The sequence below is a fragment of the Rhodococcus sp. BL-253-APC-6A1W genome (assembly GCF_012843405.1).
Classification (GTDB): domain Bacteria; phylum Actinomycetota; class Actinomycetes; order Mycobacteriales; family Mycobacteriaceae; genus Rhodococcus.
In genome coordinates this window covers 12040-31613 of the sequence record NZ_JABAFB010000021.1, presented here as the reverse complement: position 1 = coordinate 31613, position 19574 = coordinate 12040, and the positions used below count along the sequence as shown (strand labels likewise).

The 19574-nt window shown below is 67.6% G+C and carries 20 protein-coding genes; 11 read left to right on the top strand and 9 right to left on the bottom strand.

Annotated elements, in window-relative coordinates; all coding sequences use genetic code 11:
* A partial coding sequence (locus HF877_RS20975) for a cytochrome P450 (protein ID WP_169623127.1) occupies nt 1-928 on the bottom strand: 928 nt, incomplete at its 3' end.
* A gap of 195 nt (nt 929-1123) precedes the next feature.
* Between HF877_RS20975 and HF877_RS20970 the strand changes: the two genes are divergently transcribed.
* The 3 genes from HF877_RS20970 (at nt 1124) to HF877_RS20960 (ending at nt 3499) form a co-directional block, all read left to right on the top strand.
* Complete coding sequence (locus HF877_RS20970; protein WP_169623126.1) at nt 1124-2287, top strand: steroid 3-ketoacyl-CoA thiolase; 1164 nt, start codon at nt 1124-1126, stop codon at nt 2285-2287.
* Between the two features lies 1 nt (nt 2288).
* Entirely contained in the window at nt 2289-2762 is a 474-nt protein-coding gene (locus tag HF877_RS20965; protein ID WP_296550254.1) for a nitroreductase family deazaflavin-dependent oxidoreductase, read from the top strand.
* A 77-nt stretch (nt 2763-2839) separates the two neighbouring features.
* Nucleotides 2840-3499: a GNAT family N-acetyltransferase gene (locus HF877_RS20960; RefSeq protein WP_169623125.1), complete on the top strand. Its 660-nt coding sequence runs from the start codon at nt 2840-2842 to the stop codon at nt 3497-3499.
* Nucleotides 3500-3563: 64 nt separating this feature from the next.
* On the opposite strand, the gene HF877_RS20955 is transcribed toward HF877_RS20960, so the two are convergent.
* Entirely contained in the window at nt 3564-4478 is a 915-nt protein-coding gene (locus HF877_RS20955) for an SDR family oxidoreductase (RefSeq protein ID WP_169623124.1), read from the bottom strand.
* On the bottom strand, nt 4475-5251 hold the full coding sequence (locus HF877_RS20950) for an SDR family oxidoreductase (RefSeq protein ID WP_169623123.1): 777 nt from the start codon (nt 5249-5251) through the stop codon (nt 4475-4477). The genes HF877_RS20955 and HF877_RS20950 overlap by 4 nt, the downstream gene beginning before the upstream one ends.
* A gap of 226 nt (nt 5252-5477) precedes the next feature.
* On the opposite strand from HF877_RS20950, the gene HF877_RS20945 reads away from it, so the two are divergent.
* Genes HF877_RS20945 through HF877_RS20920 form a run of 6 tightly spaced genes read left to right on the top strand, consistent with a single transcriptional unit; the run spans nt 5478 to nt 10445 of the window.
* On the top strand, nt 5478-6029 hold the full coding sequence (locus tag HF877_RS20945; RefSeq protein WP_169623122.1) for a MaoC family dehydratase N-terminal domain-containing protein: 552 nt from the start codon (nt 5478-5480) through the stop codon (nt 6027-6029).
* Nucleotides 6029-6436, top strand: a complete 408-nt coding sequence (locus HF877_RS20940; protein ID WP_169623121.1) for a Zn-ribbon domain-containing OB-fold protein — start codon at nt 6029-6031, stop codon at nt 6434-6436. The genes HF877_RS20945 and HF877_RS20940 overlap by 1 nt, the downstream gene beginning before the upstream one ends.
* On the top strand, nt 6433-6843 hold the full coding sequence (locus HF877_RS20935; RefSeq protein WP_169623120.1) for a MaoC/PaaZ C-terminal domain-containing protein: 411 nt from the start codon (nt 6433-6435) through the stop codon (nt 6841-6843). The genes HF877_RS20940 and HF877_RS20935 overlap by 4 nt, the downstream gene beginning before the upstream one ends.
* On the top strand, nt 6840-8024 hold the full coding sequence (locus HF877_RS20930; RefSeq protein ID WP_169623119.1) for a lipid-transfer protein: 1185 nt from the start codon (nt 6840-6842) through the stop codon (nt 8022-8024). Before HF877_RS20935 ends, HF877_RS20930 begins: the two co-directional genes overlap by 4 nt.
* 44 nt (nt 8025-8068) lie before the next feature.
* Nucleotides 8069-9313: an acyl-CoA dehydrogenase family protein gene (locus HF877_RS20925; protein ID WP_169623118.1), complete on the top strand. Its 1245-nt coding sequence runs from the start codon at nt 8069-8071 to the stop codon at nt 9311-9313.
* 1 nt (nt 9314) lies between these two features.
* Nucleotides 9315-10445: an acyl-CoA dehydrogenase family protein gene (locus HF877_RS20920; RefSeq protein ID WP_169623117.1), complete on the top strand. Its 1131-nt coding sequence runs from the start codon at nt 9315-9317 to the stop codon at nt 10443-10445.
* Between the two features lie 77 nt (nt 10446-10522).
* Here HF877_RS20920 and HF877_RS20915 read toward each other — a convergent pair whose 3' ends face one another.
* Nucleotides 10523-11146 carry a TetR family transcriptional regulator gene (locus HF877_RS20915; RefSeq protein WP_169623116.1) on the bottom strand — a complete coding sequence of 208 codons (624 nt, stop codon included), beginning with the start codon at nt 11144-11146 and terminating at the stop codon, nt 10523-10525.
* A gap of 273 nt (nt 11147-11419) precedes the next feature.
* Here HF877_RS20915 and HF877_RS20910 point away from each other — a divergent pair, with 273 nt between their 5' ends.
* Nucleotides 11420-11935 (top strand): flavin reductase family protein, encoded by a 516-nt coding sequence (locus HF877_RS20910; RefSeq protein WP_169623115.1) that lies wholly within the window; start codon nt 11420-11422, stop codon nt 11933-11935.
* Between the two features lie 10 nt (nt 11936-11945).
* Here HF877_RS20910 and HF877_RS20905 read toward each other — a convergent pair whose 3' ends face one another.
* Nucleotides 11946-13415: an FAD-dependent oxidoreductase gene (locus tag HF877_RS20905; RefSeq protein ID WP_169623114.1), complete on the bottom strand. Its 1470-nt coding sequence runs from the start codon at nt 13413-13415 to the stop codon at nt 11946-11948.
* A 166-nt stretch (nt 13416-13581) separates the two neighbouring features.
* Between HF877_RS20905 and HF877_RS20900 the strand changes: the two genes are divergently transcribed.
* A complete protein-coding gene (locus HF877_RS20900; protein WP_169623113.1) occupies nt 13582-15156 on the top strand; it encodes an FAD-dependent oxidoreductase in 1575 nt (524 codons plus the stop codon).
* Here the strand turns inward: HF877_RS20900 and hsaA are convergent.
* From hsaA to HF877_RS20880, 4 genes are all read right to left on the bottom strand, one after another.
* Nucleotides 15153-16322: a 3-hydroxy-9,10-secoandrosta-1,3,5(10)-triene-9,17-dione monooxygenase oxygenase subunit gene (gene hsaA, locus HF877_RS20895; protein WP_169623112.1), complete on the bottom strand. Its 1170-nt coding sequence runs from the start codon at nt 16320-16322 to the stop codon at nt 15153-15155. The two genes, HF877_RS20900 and hsaA, sit on opposite strands and share 4 nt — an antisense overlap.
* 27 nt (nt 16323-16349) lie before the next feature.
* Complete coding sequence (locus HF877_RS20890; protein WP_169623111.1) at nt 16350-17273, bottom strand: VOC family protein; 924 nt, start codon at nt 17271-17273, stop codon at nt 16350-16352.
* A gap of 30 nt (nt 17274-17303) precedes the next feature.
* Nucleotides 17304-18482, bottom strand: coding sequence for an acyl-CoA dehydrogenase family protein (locus HF877_RS20885; protein ID WP_169623110.1), 1179 nt, complete (start codon nt 18480-18482; stop codon nt 17304-17306).
* 159 nt (nt 18483-18641) lie between these two features.
* Entirely contained in the window at nt 18642-19517 is an 876-nt protein-coding gene (locus HF877_RS20880; protein WP_169623109.1) for an alpha/beta fold hydrolase, read from the bottom strand.
* Nucleotides 19518-19574 lie beyond the last annotated feature (57 nt).

The following is a 19574-nucleotide window of genomic DNA, read 5'->3' as shown; positions in this document are numbered from 1 at the left end:
CGCCGAGTTCGGTGTCCTCGAGTGCGGTGCGCTGGAAGGACGTAACCGGCGTGGCCCAGCGGATGATCTCGTCGGCAGCGGTCTTCGGGCGGTCGCGCTTGAAGATCTCCCACTGCTCGGGATTGTCGAGGAACGCCGCCATGCCGTGCGTGATCGCGTTGCGGGTGGTCTCGTTGCCGGCAACAGCGAGCACGATGAAGAAGAAGCCGAACTCCTCGGGAGCGAGTTCGTCGCCGTCGATGTCGGCCTCGATCAAGGCGGTGACGATGTCGTCCGCCGGGTTCGCCTTGCGGTCGGCCGCCATCTGGTAGGCGTAGCCGAGCACCTCCATCGACGCCGCCGCCGGGTCGGCGGTGTTGTCGGGATCGTCGTAGCCCGTCATCTGGTTGGACCATTCGAAGATCTTCGAGCGGTCTTCCTGCGGGACACCGATGAGGTCCGCGATGGCCTGCAGGGGCAGTTCCGCGGCGATCTGGGTGACGAAGTCGCCCTGACCGGCGGTGCACGCATCCTGGACGATGGACTTCGCGCGGCGGTCGAGTTCGTCGCGCAGACCGTTGATGGCGCGCGGGGTGAAACCACGGGCAACGAGCTTGCGGAGCTTGGTGTGCTCGGGTGCGTCCTTGTTCAGCAGGACGTGGCGCTGCAGTTCGATAGCCTCTCGGGGCATGTCGTCGTTGAACCGCGGGATCGCGGTGTTCTCCCAGTTGGAGAACACGTCGCTCCGGCGGGAGACCTCACGGACCTCCTCGTGGCGGGACACCACCCAGAACCCGTCGTCGTGGAATCCCCCCTTGTCGGGGGACTTCTTGTTCCACCACACCGGTGCCGTCTTCCGGAGTTCGGCGAACTCTTCGAAGGGCATGCGGTCTGCATACAAGTCGGGATCGGTGAAGTCGATTCCCTCGGGGATGTTCGGCTGCGCCACTTATCTCTCCTGCCTGGCGAGTACCGCTCGCGTGATGTGTAACACGTTCTAAAACCATTCAAACACAGGCGCGGCTCGTGACCAAGAGATCAGCACGTCCCGACCGATTCACACGCTTGCCGCCGCCGACGGCAACCTGTTCTACTTTGCAGAGAGCATTTAGAGTGCAGAGAACTGCAGAGAAAGGAGCCCGCCGTGGGCACCCCAGTCATCGTCGAGGCCGTCCGCACCCCGATCGGCAAGCGGGGTGGATGGCTCGCGGGCCTGCACGCTGCGGAAATCCTCGGCGCCGCCCAGAGCGGAGTCGTCGAGCGCGCCGGGATCGATCCGGCCCTCGTCGAACAGGTCATCGGCGGCTGCGTCACCCAGGCCGGCGCGCAGTCGAACAACATCACGCGCACCGCGTGGCTGAACGCCGGCCTCCCCTGGCAGGTGGGCGCCACGACCATCGACTGCCAGTGCGGCTCGGCTCAGCAGGCCAACCACCTCATCGCCGGTCTCATCGCCACCGGCGCCATCGATGCCGGGATCGCGTGCGGCATCGAGGCCATGAGCCAGGTTCCCCTCGGCGCCAATGTGGGCGACCAGGCCGGCCCGCGACGGCCCGAATCGTGGAACATCGACATGCCCAACCAGTTCGAGGCCGCGGAGCGTATCGCCCGCCGGCGCGGCATCACCCGCGAGGACATCGACGCGCTCGGCGTCCGGTCGCAGATGCTCGCCAAGCAGGCATGGGACGAGGGCCGCTTCGACCGCGAGGTGCTGCACGTCGTCGCACCGGTCGTCGACAAGCAGGGCAACCTCACCGGCGAGAAGCAGACCGTCACCCGGGACCAGGGCCTTCGCGACACGACGTCCGAGTCGCTGGCGAAGCTGAAGCCGGTGCTCGACGGCGGAATCCACACCGCGGGCACGTCGTCGCAGATCTCCGACGGCGCAGCCGCCGTCCTACTGATGGACGAGGACCGCGCCAAGGCCCTCGGTCTGAAGCCCCGTGCCCGCATCGTCGCGCAGGCGCTGGTCGGTGCAGAGCCCGAGTTCCACCTCGACGGCCCCGTCCAGGCCACCGCGAAGGTGCTCGAGAAGTCGGGCATGAGCATCGGCGATCTCGACCTGTTCGAGGTCAACGAGGCATTCGCGTCGGTCCTGCTCTCGTGGGCGAACGTGCACGGCCCCGATATGGACAAGGTCAACGTGAACGGTGGAGCCATCGCGCTCGGACACCCCGTCGGATCCACGGGTTCGCGTCTGCTGACCACCGCGCTGCACGAACTGGAACGGCGTGACGGCTCGACCGCGTTGATCACCATGTGTGCGGGTGGCGCGCTCGCCACCGGAACCGTCATCGAGCGGATCTGACGTGGGAACGGACACCGCTCCCAAAGGCCTGAACTCGAAGGCGACCATCCCGATCATGAAGTGGATGTCGCGCGTCAACGTCGCCGCCTACCGGGCCACCGGCGGCCGGGTCGGTGGCAAGTGGCGCGTCGGCAGTGCCTTTCCCTGGGGAATCCCGGTCTGCCTGGTCACCACGACCGGACGCAAGACAGGACAGCCCCGCACCGCTCCCCTGCTGTTCCTCGAGGACGGCGACAAGGTGGTCCTGGTCGCCTCGCAGGGCGGAATGGCCAAACACCCGTTGTGGTTCCGCAATATCCAGGCGAATCCGGAGGTCACCGTCCAGATCAAGTCGCGGGTGCGGAAGATGCACGCGCGGGTCGCGACGGACACCGAGCGCGCGGCGTACTGGCCCCGGCTGGTCGAGATGTACCCGGATTTCGACAATTACCAGTCGTGGACCGACCGCGTCATCCCCGTGGTGGTCTGTGAGTAGGACGGCGACCCGCGGCAATACCGGAATGCGGGAATACTGGCACCGGTAGTTACACGCTTTCGAGAAGGGATGTCGCGATGGCAACCACGAACCACGACCAGGTCCTCGACCGACGGGAGATCGCAGCGGCGCTGCTGCGTGCTCTGGAACAACGTCACGAGGTACTCGATGCCATCGTCGAGAGCGCCGACCGAGCGGAGGCGGTGACCGCAATCGCCGCGCTGCTCGAGACGAGTGAGTTCTGCGCGGAGGCAGTGCTCAACCTCCCGTTCCGCCGCTTGACCAAGGCCGAGCGCAAGAAGATCCGGGAAGAACTCGAAGATCTCGACGCCGTAGTCCACTGGACGACGGCGGCACGGCCCTACGCGACGGGCGCGCATTTCCGCGTGCGTCCGATCTCGGACACGGCGACCGACCTGGAGTTGCTCGAGGCCAGGTGTGCCGACCAGCTGGGCGACAACAGCGCCGAAAGCGTCGCCGCCGAGCAGGCGCGCGGAAACGCGTTGATGAAGGACGAATCCGGGATGTGGCTCGTCGCCGAAGATCTTTCCGGCGACGAGCCCACCGCGGTCGGATTCGCGTTCGGTGAGCTCGTCGGCAACGAGGTGGAAGTGCGCATCTGGGTTCGCCCCGAACTGCGCAAGCAGGGTTACGGCACAGCCGTTCTCAAGCAGGCACGCACCGAATTGGCGGCCTACTTCCCCGGTTCGACCCTGATCGTGCGCACACCCGCCTGATCTGCGCCGCACAAGGATGCGCGCTTCCGATAGCTCTCGCTACCGGAAGCGCGCATCTTTTCTGTCAGGCTCCGTACACCGGCGTCGGTGCCTCGGTGGACGCGAGGAGCTTGTCCACGACCGGTCCGAGTTCCTTGGGATCCCAGCGGTCACCCTTGTCGACGACCTCGCCGTGACGCCAGCCGTCCGCGATGGACACCTTTCCGCCCTCGACCTCGAACACGCGGCCGGTGACGTCCTTCGATTCGGTGCTGCCGAGCCACACGACGATCGGCGAGATGTTCTCCGCCGCCATCGCATCGAATCCTTCTTCCGGCGCGGCCATCATCTCGGCCATCGCGCCGCCGGCCCCGACCGTCATGCGGGTGCGTGCGGACGGGGCGATGGCGTTGACGGTGACCCCGTAACGACCGAACTCCGCCGCGGCCTGAATCGTGAGTGCGGCGATACCCGCCTTGGCAGCGGCGTAGTTGCCCTGGCCGATGCTGCCCATCAGGCCCGCGCCCGAACTCGTGTTGATGATGCGCGCGTCGACCGGGTTGCCGGCCTTGGACTCGGCACGCCAGTACGACATGGCGTGGCGCATGGGCGCGAAATGCCCCTTGAGATGTACGCGGATCACCGCATCCCACTCTTCTTCGCTCATGTTCGCGAGCATGCGGTCGCGCAGGAAGCCTGCGTTGTTGACCAGTACGTCGAGCCGCCCGAAGTTGTCGAGCGCCGTCTTGACGAGATTCTCCGCGCCGGCCCAGTCGGCCACGTCGTCGCCGTTGACGACGGCCTCGCCACCGAGAGAACGGATTTCCTCGACGACCTGCTCCGCGGGTGATTCTCCGGTCGCGGCGCCGTCGATGCCGGCACCGATATCGTTGACGACGACCTTCGCACCTTCCGCGGCGAGGGCCAGCGCGTGGGCGCGGCCGATTCCCCGGCCCGCGCCCGTCACGATCGCGACGCGTCCGTCCAGCAGTCCACTCACTTTGTCTCCTTCGTTCGGGCCGCTGCCATGTAGGCAGGGCGTTCGCCGCCGCCGTGGACGGTCAGTGTCGATCCGCTGACGTATGCCGCCAGCGGGGATGCCAGAAATGCTGCGCAGTGACCGATGTCGTCGGGAGTGGAGAGGCGACCGAGCGGCACCGTGGCGCCGACGGCGGCAACACCCTCGTCGTCACCGTAGAACAGGTGCGACTGCTCCGTGTCGACCATCCCGACCACCACCGAATTCACGCGCACCTTCGGTGCCCATTCCACCGCGAGGGATTGGCCGAGACTGTCGATTCCGGCCTTCGCGGCACCGTAGGCCGCGGTACCCGGTGACGGCCTGGAACCGCTCACGCTGGAGATGTTGACGATGGATCCACCCGCGTCCTGGGTCTGCATCACCGCGTTCGCGGCCTGCGCGACGAGCAGCGGCGCAAGCAGGTTGAGCTCGACGATCTTGGCGTGGAACTTCGGGCTGGCGTCTGCAGCGAGCGCATAAGGCGAACCGCCGGCGTTGTTGACGAGGGTGTCGAGCCTGCCGTGCCTTGCGACGATCTCGTCCATCATCCGGCCCACCCGATCCGGGTCGCGCACGTCGCAGGCGAGAAACTCCGCGGTCCGGCCGTCCGCCTCCACGGGATGCTCGCCCTCGTTGCGCGCGCACGTCACCACGGTCGCTCCGGCGCGGAGAAACGTTCGGGTGATCCCCGCACCGACGCCGCGGACGCCTCCGGTCACCAGCACGACCGTGCCGTCCAGTCCCAGATCCATTCACTGCCTCCGCGTCCGTGTGGTCGCCCGCGGCGACCGAGGTCGATTCGTCCGGCCCACCGGCGGGCCGCCCGCCCAACTTACCAAGCAATCGCTTGGTTTGGTATCCGTCGCCGGGCTCGACCACGCCCGGCTCCTGCTCAGTGGGAATCGGGCGATACCGGCTCGGGACCGCACTTAGCGTGGCGTCCGAGTGGGGTGTGCCGAAGAGAAGGTGATTGGGGCCATGCAGACGGTCGAGCATGATTACGAGAAGTACGTCGGCCAGGTGGCCGAGCCGCCCCGGGTCGCCCGGTACGCGGTCGACGAGGCGATGATCCGCAACTGGGTCGAAGCCCACGACGACTTCAATCCGATCTATGTCGACGCTGACGCGGCCCGCGCCACAGGTCGCGACTCCGTGGTGTGCCCACCCGCGATGATCTCCACCTGGGTGATGGCGGGGTACCGCCGGTGGCGTGAGGTGCACCGCAAGCGCGCCGCAGGAATCGTGGAGGACTTCGCGTACTCGAGGATGCTTGCCGAACTCGACAGCGAAGGCCTCACGTCCGTCGTGGCCACGAACGTCGAACAGGAATACCACCGCGAACTCGTTCCCGGGGACCACATCACCGCCCACCTGACGATCGAATCCGTATCTCCCGTCAAGCGAACGGGTCTCGGCGTCGGTCGCTTCTTCACGTTGTACAAGCGCTACGAGGACCAGCACGGCGAACTCGTCGCCGAGGAGCGTTTCCGGATGCTCCGGTTCAATCCGAACACCCCCAAGGAGGCGTGATGACCACCGTCCCCAGACTCACCATCACTCAGGACAACGAGTTCTGGTTCAACGCGGTCCGCGAAGGCAGGCTCGAGATCCAGCGGTGCAGCGACTGCCACACCCTCCGGCACCCGCCCGGCCCGGCATGCCCCGTGTGCCGGTCGTTCGAGTGGGACTCCGTCGAATCATCGCGCCGCGGAACCCTACACAGCTGGACCATCATTCATCACCCGCAGGACCCGGCGTTCGAATACCCCCTTGCCGTCGGACTGATCGACCTCGACGAAGGCATCCGCATCGTGGCCGACATCGCGGGCGTGGACCACGACAGCCTCGAACTCGGCATGGAACTCGAGGTGGGTTTCGCCGAACACGCTCACGGTGAGATCCTCCCGCAGCTGCGCAAAGTCGGAGGAACGTCGTGAATCTCTCCGAATGCGCTGTCGGGCAGTCCCTTCCCGGGCTCGAACTGCCCCTCGACCGCTCCACCATCGCCGCGACCGCGATCGCATCGCAGGACTTCGAGGACGTACACCACGATGCCGGGGCCGCACAACGGCGCGGAACACCCGATGTCTTCATGAGCATCAATGCGACGAACGGTTTCGTCGACCGCTACATCACCGATTGGACCGGGCCGGGGGCACGCATACGCCGTGCCTCGCTGCGCCTGGGCGTCCCCGCCTTCCCGGGCGACCCGCTGCAGATGAGCGGCGAGGTGGTCGCGGTCGAGGACCGCACCGTCACCGTGAAAGTGCAGGGCCGCAACAGCAAGGGCGTCCACGTCACCGCGGAGGTCGTCGTGGAGCCGTACGAGAGGAAGACTCCATGACCGTGCAGGGCTTTTCCGGAGCTGCCGCGATCGCCGGCATCGGAGCCACCGAGTTCTCGAAGAACTCCGGTCGCAGCGAGTGGCAACTCGCGTGCGAGGCCGTGGTGGCCGCGCTCGCAGATGCGCAGATCGGCGTCGAAGAAGTCGACGGCTTCGCACTCTTCACCATGGAGACGAACCCCGAGATCGCCGTGGCCCGCGCGCTCGGCATCCCGGAACTGAAGTTCTTCAGCCGCATCCCCCACGGTGGCGGCGGTGCCTGCGCACCCGTCCAGCAGGCCGCGATGGCCGTCGCGACCGGCGTCGCCGAGGTCGTCGTGGTCTACCGCGCGTTCAACGAGCGCTCGGGCCATCGATTCGGCTCCGGCCCACCGCCGTTCGCCTACAACTCGAGCACCGATCAGGAATACCGCAACTGGATCAATCCGTACGGTCTGCTCACCCCTGCCCAGCAGGAAGCATTCCTGGCGCGCCGGTACATGCAGCGCTACGGCGCGACGAGCGCCGACTTCGGTCGCGTCTCGGTACTGTCGCGCAAGCACGCCGCCACCAACCCGAAGGCGTGGTTCTACGAGCGGCCCATCACCCTCGACGACCACCAGAACTCGAGGATGCTCGCCGACCCGCTGCGACTGCTGGATTGCTGCCAGGAGAGCGACGGGGGCCAGGCACTGGTCATCGTGAGCGCCGAACGCGCACGCTCACTGCCGCATCCTCCCGCCGTCATCACCGGTGCCGCGCAAGGTGTCGGCCCGCAGCAGATCTCGATGAGCAGTTACTACCGTGACGACATCGACGTGATGCCCGAGGTCGAACTGGTCGCCAAGCAGATGTGGGCACAGGCCGGTATCGGCCCGGACGACATCGACGCCGCGATCCTGTACGACGCGTTCACTCCCATGGTGCTGCTGCAACTCGAGGAGTACGGCTTCTGCGGTCGCGGCGAGGCCAAGGACTTCGTCGCCGAGGGCAACCTCGAGGTGGACGGCCGCCTCCCGGTCAACACCCACGGAGGGCAGCTCGGCGAAGGCTACATCCACGGCGTCAACGGAATCGCCGAAGGCGTGCGGCTCATCCGCGGCACCTCGGTCAACCAGCCCACCAAGGTGCTGAACAACGTCCTCGTCACGGGTGGCTCGCCGGTTCCGCACAGCGCGATCGTGCTGTCGACGGATCGCTGAACCGCGCCGCTCCCACGCCATCCGACCACTTCTCAGGAGACCACATGCATCCCGAGCTGTCCGACAAGTCACGGCGGCTACGCACCGAACTGCGGGAGTACTTCGCCCGCATCATCAACGACGAGGATCGCAGGGCCCTGGTCGACCAGACCGAGGGCGGCCCGGTCTTCGACCGGATCTACCGGCAGATGGGCAGCGACGGCTGGCTCGGACTCGGCTGGCCCGAGGAGTACGGCGGACGCGGTGAGGACCCCGAGGCTCTCTACGTCTTCTACGACGAGACGATCCGCGCGGGCGCCCCGGTCTCGCTGGTCACGCTCAACACGGTGGCACCGGCCCTGATGAAGTACGGGAGCCAGGAACACAAGGACTACTTCCTTCCCAAGATCCTCACCGGCGAGCTGAAATTCGCCATCGGGTACACCGAACCCGGTGCCGGAACCGACCTCGCGGCGCTGCAGACACGTGCGCGCATCGACGGCGACGAACTCGTGATCAACGGCACCAAGCTCTTCACCAGCTCCGCGATCTTCGCGGACTGGATCTGGCTCGCCGTGCGTACCGATCCCGACGCGCCCCGCCACAAGGGCATCTCGGTCGTGCTGGTGCCCACCTCGTCCCCGGGGTTCTCGGCTACCGAGATCAAGACCGTCGGCGGCATCAGCACCGCGGTCACCTACTACGAGGACATCCGGGTGCCGCTGAGCAACGTGGTCGGCGGAGTGAACCAGGGATGGACACTGATCACCAGCCAGCTCAACCACGAGCGGGTCGCCCTGGCCGCGCGCGGCGGTATCGCCAACGAGATGTACGACGAAGTACTCGCGTGGGCCAAGCAGGAGCCCGTCGGACCGGGTGTGCTGTTCGACGTCCCGTGGGTCCGCAAGACGCTGGCGGAGGTCTACGCACTGCTGTCGGCAGCGGATCTCGTGAACCTGCGCTTGGTGTCGGATATCGCTGCCAACACCCTCGGCGGCGGTGATTCCGCGGCGGCGAAGATCTTCGGCACCGAAGGCGTCGTCACCGCGTACGGCATGTTGCAGGAAGTGCTCGGTGCCCGCGGTCTGCTGCGTCCGGGCAGCCGCGGTGCCGTGGTCGAGGGCCGTGTCGAGTCGCTCGCCCGTCGTGCGCAGAACAACACCTTCGGTGGCGGCACCAACGAGGTCCTGCGCGAGATCGTGGCAGCCAAGACACTCGGTATGACCCTGGGCGCCCGTCGGCGCCCCGAAGCCAAAGCGCCGGAGCGGGCAGCGACAACGGCCGTGACGCCGTCAGAGACGAGGAGCTGACATGGAATTCGAGCTCGATGACGACCTGATCGCCGTCGAGGACCTTGCCTCGCAGGTCTTCGGTGCGCTGGCAACGGTCGAACGGGTAGTCGAGGTGGAACGGACCGAGGGTGGCTTCGACGCCACACTGTGGAAGGCACTCGCCGACTCCGGACTGCTGGGCCTCGCCCTGCCCGAATCCGCCGGAGGCGCGGACATGGGCATGCTCGGTTTGACGACGATCCTGCAGCAGCAGGGCCGTCGCGTCGCGCCGGTGCCGGTCTGGTCCGTCGTAGCCGGCGCTGCTCTGCCCCTCGCTCGGTTCGGCACACCCGAACAGGTCGAGCGTTACGTCCCCGGGATCGTTGACGGGTCGATCGTCCTCACCGGCGCATTCGACGGCAACCCCGGTGAGAGCGCGGCGCTGACCGCGATCCGCAAGGGCGACGACCTGGTGATCAGCGGCGAGATTCCGTCCGTCCCCTGGGCGCCCGGCGCAGCCGGAGTGGTGGTCCCCGTCCGGTGCGACGACGAGTCCGTCGCCGTCGTCGTGGCATCCGCCGACGCGGCAGGCCTGACGGTCACGCCCGTGTCCGTGACCGGACAAACCGCCGACGCGGCCCTTCGCTTCGACGATGTCATCATCGCGGCCGCAGACGTTCTACCCGGTGACGGCACGCAGATCGCCGAGTGGACACGTCGACGGATCCGTCTCGCCATCGCAGCGCTCCAGCTCGGCGTGTGTGAGGAATCGCTGCGCATGACCGCGGCGTACACCTCCGAGCGCATGCAGTTCGGGCGGCCGTTGTCGACGAACCAGGCCGTTGCGGTGCGCGCGGCGGACGCCTACATCGACACCGAGGCCATTCGTCTGACGATGCGCCGCGCCGCGTGGCTCATCGACACCGGGCGCGAAGAGGAGGCGGACGCCGCAGTGCTCGTCGCGAAGTGGTGGGCGGCGCGCGGCGGCATTCGTGTCGGCCTGACGGCTCAGCATCTGCACGGCGGGATCGGTGCCGACATCGACTACCCCATCCACCGCTACTTCCTGTGGGGGCGCCAGTTGGCCTTCACGCTCGGTGGCGCGGACGCCAGCGCCGCCGCACTCGGCGACATCCTCGACCGCGCGCCGTCGATCGGCGCCGCCGGGTAGACCTGCCCGGTCACGTCGCCGCTCGACGCGCCGAAGCCCCGCCCACCGCATCCGCGGCCGGCGGGGCTTCGGCTTTGTCACACCGGTCCGGGTGCCGTATCCGCCATGTGGACGAGAAGCAGATCGCAGGCGCGCCGGATGTCGGTCTCGGTCTCCTCGATCGACACTCTGCCGTTCAAGAGCACCAGGATCAGGCCGAACCACACCATCGACAGCAGGCGCACCGCGTCGCGATCTGTGTCCGTGGGCTGTTCGATGCCGCCCTGCGCGAGCACGATGCCCTGGAAGACACGCTCCACCTCGACCGAATCCGGCACCACCGATGCGGAGGCGGTGCTGTTGGACACGAGCATGGCGGACGCGAGGCGGGGCCGCGCGACGATCGCGCGCGTCATGACGACAAGCGCATCGCAGATCGCCTGCGGTGGGGCCACGCCCGGCGGTGGATCGGGCAGTCGTTCCTTCGCGCGTTCGAGTTGGCTCAGGAGCAACGCCACGAAGAGGTGCGTCTTCGACGGGAAATATCGGTACAGCGTGCCGATCGCGACACCCGCGTCCTTCGCGACCTCCGCCATCTGCACCCGGGTGAGTTCGTGTTCGGAACCGAGACGGGCGGCAGCGGTCAGGATCCGCACCTGCCGTTCGCGTTGCACGTCCGATGTCGGTTCGGCGCCCTCCCGCGCCTTGGCAATCCTCGGCATCGCCGGCCCCCTTCCTGCAATTGGACGTGCAGATTGTCCCATCGTGCCCGCATCCACCCGGGCGAGGGAGCCGGGTCGCCGGAATCACCGTTGGTCTCGCTCAGTGGGACCGCCGCCGGCGGGCAGACATCGGGCGCAGGGATCGGCGCGGCGATTTCGCGTGAACGTCCGCTGAGCGAGAACCGGTTCAGGCGTGGCGCAGGTCACCCATACTCTCGGATTCGTGGACGTCGCCGAACCCAGGCGGCCCGGGATCGAATCGGAGTGAGGCACATGCAGATTCAGTCGCTGACCCAGGAACGTGCGTTCGACGGTGACGTACCCACTCCCGACGAGATGCGCAGGGCGATGGGACGTTTCGCTTCGGGTGTCACCGTGGTGACCGGACTCGACGACGACGGCCCCGTCGGCTTCGCCTGCCAGTCGTTCGCATCCGTCTCGCTCGAACCGCCGCTGGTGCTGTTCTGCGCGGATCACCGGGGCCGGGCCTGGCCACGCATCCGGCGCGCCGGCCGGTTCACCGTCAACGTGCTCGGCGCCGAACAGACGGACCTGTGCGGGCGGTTCGGTTCGAGCCGGGGGCTCAAGTTCGACGGTCTCGACTGGGAACTGTCCCGATGGGGCACGCCCACCTTGCCGGGCGTGCTCATGCGAGTCCACGCCGAGGTCCACGACGTACACGTCGCCGGGGATCACGACATCGTCGTCGGCCGCGTGACCGAACTCGAATGCCCGGCAGAAGACCGTCCGATGGTCTTCTACCGGGGCGCGTTCGGCCTCGACGGCTGACCGACCGGGGTTACCCGGTGGCGGCGGCGCTGATCCCGGCCCGCCGCCCGAAGAAGCTCCCGTCACCGAGCGAGATCCCGCTGCAATATCCTCCGGCAGACAATCCGGAGGTACAGCGGCCCGCCGCGTACAGGCCCGGTATCGGATCGCCGTCGACGTGCAGGACCTCCGAGTCCACCGATGTCCGGAGACCGCCCAGCGTGAAACCACCGGTCATGCCGCGCAGGTCGATCGCAGCGATCGGCGACCCGATCGGCTTGACCCATTCGGGCTTCTTCCCGAGCACCGGATCGGTGCCTGCGGCGGCGTGCCGGTTGTACAACTCCACGGTGGCGGTCAGGGTGCCCTCGGGCAGACCCATCTCCGATTCGAGTTCGGCGACGCTCTCGCACACCCAGGTCGGCTGCCTGCGAAGCTGCGGGCTCGAACTCGGCGCTGCCATCCCTTCTTCGTACGCCGCCTCGTCGAGGACGAGAAACGCCTGGTTGTCGTTCTGGTACATGGTGAGCTGACCGATGCGGCCCGGATAGGTGTCCTCGGGGACGTACCGCTGTCCTCGTCCGTTGACGAGGATGCCGCGGGCCATCAGCTGGGGGTCGCAGAAGAAGGCGACCTCGCACGCGTCCATGTGCGCCAGTCCCGCACCGAGTGCCTGCGCCATGAGGATGGCGCGACCGTCGTGCTCCTCGACCGTCGCGGCGGGCCGCTTGTAGAGACGCGGCGCGTAGGCCTGCATCATCTCGTCGTTGTACGCGAACGAGCCGGTCGCGAGCACCACACCGCCGTGCGCGCGGACGGTGATCTCCTGTCCGAGTCGGGTCGCGGTCACACCGACGACACGGCCGGTGCCGTCGACGACCAGGCGCTGCACCCGGATGTCGGATTCCACGCGGACACCGAGGTCGGTCGCCTTTCCGATCAGCGTGGTCATCAGAACGTGCCCGGCTCCCTGCTCGCCGTTGCGCGGCATCGGGACCTGCGCGAGGTGTCCGCGGGGCGCCGGCGGCACGAGTGTGTCGAACGGTGCCGCGTTCTCTCCCCCGCTGTACATCAGGGAGTCTTCGACGGGGCATTCCCAGCCGGGCTGGGACCAGAAACTTTCCTTGTACCGGACCCCGCACGCTTCGAGCCACTCGAAATGCTGCACGCTGCCGTCGCAGTAGACATCGAGTTTGTCCTGGTCGACTCCCGGCCCCAGCGCCTCGGCGAGAAAGGTCTTCATGTTCTCGGGGGTGTCGTCGAATCCGCACGCCTTCTGCACCCGGGTGCCGCCGCCGAGGTACACGATGCCCCCGGACAACGCGGCCGCTCCACCGCCGCCGCCGGTGCGCTCGAGTACCAGTACATCGGCGTCGTTCTCCGCAGCACCGATCGCCGCGGACACCCCCGCTATGCCGTATCCGGCGATCACGACGTCGGCCTCGAAATCCCAGGTTCCGACGGTCTCGGAGGAAATCGGACGAATCGGTGAACTACTCATGGGCACAGCCCCTTCCGCATTACAGCCCAGTGGTCTCCTGCGGACCGTAAGCGGACCCGGACCGGTCGGCCGGGAGTATCCCGCTGGTCGGGAGCATGCCCACGCGCAGCGCCGCACATGCGCTTGCGTAGGTGCGACACCCACCACAACCGAGAGGACAACTCCCGTGCAGGACAACACCAGTGAATTCGACGTCATCGTCGTCGGATCGGGCGGCGGGGCGCTGGCAGGCGCATACTCCGCCGCTGCGGCCGGTCTGCGCACCGTCGTTCTGGAGAAGACCGGACTGTTCGGCGGCACCTCGTCGTACTCCGGCGGGGCGATGTGGCTGCCCGGCACCACGGTCCAGGAACGCGCGGGCCTCGGCGACTCGACCGACGCGGCACGCACCTATCTCGCGGCCGTACTGGGCGACGCGGAGAAGGATCGTCAGGAAGCGTTCCTGACCACGGCCCCGGTGCTCGTCGACTTCCTCGAGCGCGACCCGCACCTCGAATTCGAGTGGCGCCCCTTCCCCGACTACTACCCCGCACCGGGGCGTGTGGACGTGGGACGCGCGATCAATGCCCTGGACCTGCCGAGCGAACAGATCGGTGCTCTCCGTGAGCGAATTCGCCCCGAACCGGGACTCGATCGCAACGGTGAACCGCACCCCGACGAAACCCTCATCGCGGGACGCGCCCTGATCGGACGGCTGCTCCTTGCCCTGCAGGGCACCGGCAACGCGGACCTGCGTACCGGCACCGCCGTGCGGTCGCTGATCATCGAGAACGACCGGGTCGTGGGCGTGGAAGCGCTCACCGAGTCCGGGGAAACCGTCCGGATCCGCGCGACCCGCGGCGTGCTGCTCGCCGCCGGCGGCATCGAAGGCAACCAGGACATGCGCAGCGAGCACGGCACTCCTGGTGCCGCGGCGTGGAGCATGGGCCCACGCGGTGCCAACACCGGCGATCTGCACGTCGCGGCTGCCGACGCAGGTGCCGCGATCGCGTTGACGGACGAGGCGTGGTGGTGCCCCGGTGTCGAGATGCCGGACGGATCGGGCGCATTCATGGTGTGCGTGCGCGGCGGCGTCCTCGTCGACGCGGACGGCCGGCGCTACCTCAACGAAATGCAGCCGTACGACCGGTTCGGGCGGGAGATGCTGGCACACGGCGTGTCGCGGTCGGTGCCGTCGTACCTGATCTTCGACTCGCGTGAAGGTGGGCCGGTACTGCCGGCCATGTCGATTCCCGAGGCGAGCGCGGACGATCATCTCGCCGCCGGAACGTGGGTGCGCGCCGACAGCATCGAAGAACTCGCCGCACAACTCGGCATGGACGCGGACGCCCTGCGATCGACCGTCGAGCGCTTCAACGACTCGGCGGCCACCGGAGTCGACGAGGACTTCGCGCGTGGTGAAGACCCGTACGACGTGTTCTTCTGCCCGCCGAGCGAGAACCCCAACCGCGCCCTCACCGCCCTGACCGAGGCACCGTTCTACGCGGCCCGGATCGTTCTCAGCGATCTCGGGACGAAGGGCGGGGTCCGCACCGATACCGATGCGCGGGTGCTCCGTGAGGACGGTTCGGCGATCGCCGGGTTGTATGCGGCAGGCAACACCGCTGCATCACTCAGCGGCCGGTTCTATCCCGCGCCCGGAACTCCGCTGGGAACGGCGATGGTGTTTGCCTACCGCGCGGCCCAGCACATGGCGCAGGCGGACTCGATGCTCCCCGGTGCTGCCGTGACCGAGAGCTAGACGAGGTTGTCTTCGACGGGCAGCCCGAAGGCGTCCTTCCCGTACAGGGCGAAGGCGCGTTCGGGCTCGTTCGCGACGTGCATGCTCCCGGCATGCGCGTCGCGCCACGCCCGTTCGATGACGTTGCCGAGAAACAAGGACGTTCCACCGGCGGTCTTGAACAGCAGATCGATTGCTTCGACGGCCCGTTCGGTGGCTCGTACCTGATCGCGCCTGGTTCGTAGCCGCAGGGAGAAGGGGATGTCGTCTCCGGCCTCTGCGAGTCGCCAGAGTTCCCGGATGTTCCGTTCGAGTTGCAGTACCGCGGCGTCGATTTCCGACGACGCGCGCCCCACCGCGACCTGCGCGAACGGGTCGTCGGCGAACCGTCCGCCACCGAGGCTCAGCCGCACCCGTTCCCGCATCGCCGCCAGGTACTCGTCGTAGCAACCCTCGACCACGCCGACGATCGGCACGGCGACGGTGGTCGCGAAGAGCGACGCGAACGGAAGCCGGTACAGGGGGCCGGCATTGACTTTCTGACCGGGACCGCGAAGGTTCGCGGTGTCGAAGTTGCGCACGACCCGGTACGAAGGAACGAACACGTCGTCGACGGTGATTTCGTTACTGCTCGTTCCCCGCATGCCGACGACGTTCCACACGTCGCGAATCGAGTAGTCGTCACGTGGAACGAGTGCGGTGACGAAATCCAGCGGTCTGCCGTCCGCGCCGACGACCATCCCGCCCAGCAGTGCCCACGACGCGTACTCGCATCCGGACGAGAACATCCACGTCCCCGAAAATCGGTAACCGTCGCCGACCTGACGGAGCCTGCCGACCGGCGCGTACGCGGACGACACGAGCGTCGACTCGTCGCGGCCCCAGACGTCGTGCTGTGCGCGGTCGGGGAACAGCGCGAGATGCCAGGGATGCACACCGACGACCGATGCGATCCATCCCGTCGACCCACATGCCGCCGACAGCGCCCGCACGACCTCGTAGAACCGCATGGGGTCGGTTTCGGTCCCACCGTAACGTCGCGGTTGCAGCATCCGGAAGACGCCGGCGGCAACCAGTTCCGCGATCGTCTCGTCGGGAATCCTGCGCGACTCGTCGATGTGCGCGGCCCGGGCCGCCAATCCGGGTGCGAGTTCCCGTACCGCGTCGAGCACGTGGCAAGGCGTCATGGAGTGCGCTCCCGTCCTGCTACCCCGTCAGTGCGACGGCGGAGTGAATGCCGCCAGGGGTTCGGACGCCGACCAGTCGTGTCCCCAATAGCTGTCTGCGGTGATTTCCTCTGCCGTGTAGAAGGTCTCGTCCACGAGCATGCCTTCGGTACCGAATTCGATGTCCCAGCCGCCCGGTGCCCGGACATAGAACGAGACCATCTTGTCGTTGGTGTGCCGGCCGAGCGTCGACGAAATCGAGAAACCCAGCTTGCCGATCCGGTCGAGTGCCTGACCCACCGCGTCGAGGGTGTCCACCTCGAGCATGAGATGGACCAGACCCGGTGCGCCGAGCGGCGGCGCGGGGCACAACGCCAGGCTGTGGTGGCGGCGGTTGACGCCGAGGAAACGCACGCGCCGGACGGGAGGCGGCGCGGACAGACCACCGAGGCGGGTCGCACCCCGGGGAAGGAAACCCAGTACCTCGGTATAGAACTCGTACGATTCGGCGAACATCGCGGAGGGGAGCACCACGTGTCCGAGGCCCTCCGGCCCGGTGTGGAACGTGCCGCCGAACGGAGTCACGAGCGGGCTGTGGTCGAGCACGGGACCGAAGAACACCTCGGTACGGGTGCCGCCCGGATCGTCGAACGCGATGACCTGTTCGGCGTCGCGGTACGTGGACTCCTCCTCGCTCAGCACCTCGACCGAGATGCCGGCCTTCTCGACCGCTTCCCGGACACGCCGGAGCGCGAATTCGTCGCGCACCTCCCAGCCCACCGCCAGGGCACGGTCGGTGTCGCCCGGAAGGACGATCAGGCGTGAGCGCCGCTCGTCGATCCGCAGGTAGAGCCCGTCGCTCTCGGGTCCGGTGCCGACGGCCATCCCCAGCCCGTCGACGACGAGTTCACGCCAGCGAGCCACGTCGCGTGTCTGAATCCTGACATAGCCGAGTCCACGGATATCCGTCATGTCCGTCCTTTCCTGCCTGGGGGGGTGGAACTAGATCATCGAGCGCATCATGCCCTGCGGTTCCTCACCGAGCTGGGTGAGCGTCGCCGCATGGAAGATCGATCCGGGCACGTGGATGGCGTGGCTCAGACCGGCGTGGGCATCGCGCCAGAAACGCTGGAGCGGGTTGCTCAACTGCAGGGCACCGCCGCCCGCGCGGCCGAAGATCTCGTCGACCGCGGCCACCGCACGCCACGCGGCAGCGGTCTGCGTCCGCCTGCCGACGGCACGCATCTCGAAGGTGACCTCCTTGCCGCGCTCGGTGAGATCCCAGAACCGGTCGACGGTCTCGAGGACGGCGGCACGCGAGGCGGCGATCTCCGCGGCCGCGTTGCCGAGCGCGGACAGCACGTACGGATCCTGCTTGATCGCGGTTCCGGAGACGGTGACCCGTTCACGCTGCGTCTCGATGTAGCAGTTGAGGGCGCCCTCGGCGATACCGATGAGCGACGAGGTGATGCCCAGCGGGAAGATGCACGAGAAGGGGAACTTGTAGAGCGTCTCCTCGCGTCCGGCGTCCTGCCACGCCACGCCGCCCATCACCCGTTCCGCCGCCAGCGTGCGGTACGCCGGGAGAAAGGCGTTCTCGACGATGAGGTCCTTGGAACCGGTGCCACGCAGGCCGACGACGTTCCAGCTCTCGTGGTCGATGCGGTAGTCGGATCTCGGCACCAGCACGTGCAGGCTCTTCGGCGGAGACACCCGCTTGCCGTCCTTGTCGCCGACTGCCGCACCGATCATCACCCAGTCGCAGTGATCGGTGCCCGACGAGAACGACCAGCGGCCGTTGAGGATGTATCCGCCGTCGACGGGAGTCGCCACGCCCATCGGCGCGTAGGGCGAGGCGATCCAGGTGTCGGGGTTCTCGCCCCACACTTCCTGCTGCGCTTTCGGGTCGAAGAACGCCATCTCCCAGGGGTGTACACCCACGATGCCGCTGACCCAGCCCGTCGCGCCGTCCATCGCGCCGATGGCCATCGCCGTCTCCGCGAACTCTCGCGGGTGAGCCTCCAGGCCGCCGAATTCCTTGGGCTGCAACATCCGGATGACGCCTGCGTCGCGGAGCCGTCCGGCACTGCGGTCGGTCAGACGCATGAGCGTGTCACCCTCGGCGCCGTCCGCCCGGATTTCGTCTGCAAACTCTGCGAGGGAGTCGAGGACCTGTCCCATGATGTCTCCAGCTTTCTGATGGCGACGCCCGGTCACCGTGCGAATGTGCTGCCGGCGGCGTCGGAGTTCCGGTGGTGGCTACGGTCTCAAGAGATCGCAGCCGTGCTCCGGAAATGTTCCACTGAGCGGGATCGACCGGGGCCGAGGGTGTTCAGACCGTCAGGACGCCGTGGCGTCGTCCCGCTTCAGGAACGCCAGGACCGTCGCGAGCCACGCGTCGCGGGCCTCGATCATGGTCCAGTGCCCGCAGTTGGGGAACACGTGCAGTTCTCCGCGGCGCAGGTCCCGCATCGGGAGCATCGCCATGTCGACCGGGCTGACCCGGTCGTCACGGCCCCAGGTGAGCAGGGTCGGTGCGGTGATCCGGCCGAGTTGCGCCCAGTAGGGGGTGGCGTCGGAGGCGAGGGCTGCCCGCCCGGCCGCGGCGAATGCCGCGGTGCTGTACATGCGACGCGCGATTTCCAGGGTCTTGGGCTCGGTGGCCAGTGCCCACCGCTCCTCGATGAGCTCTTCGGTGATGATCGCCGGGTCGTACACCATGGAATGCAGCCAGCGGACGAGCTTTTCGCGTGTCGGATCGTCCGTGAACTCCATCAGAAGCTTGATGCCCTCGCCCGGTGCCGGCGCGAAGACCGAACGTCCTGCGCCGCCGATGGTGACAAGCTTGCTCACCCGGTCGGGCTGTGCGATCGCGAACTGGGTACCGACGATGCCGCCCATCGAGTTGCCGATGATCGCTGTCCGGTCGAGGCCCAGTCCGTCGAGGAAGTCGGCGACCGCTACCGACGCCATCGCCATCGGGTGACCCTCGCAGGGGTCACTGACCCCGAATCCGGGAAACTCCAGGACGAGGCACCGAAAGTGCTCGGAAAGGTCGGCGAGCACGCCGCGATAGTTGCGCCATCCGGTGACTCCGGGGCCGGACCCGTGCAGAAGGACGAGCGGTTCTCCGGCACCTGCCTCGTGGTAGCGGAGGGTGCCCCGGTCGGTCTCGAGCGTCCTGGCAGTCTCGTCGTAACTCAATTCGGTCGTCATATCCGAGACGTTCCCAGTGACGGCCCTCACGCGGCGCGCGACCTCCCGGTCACCGGG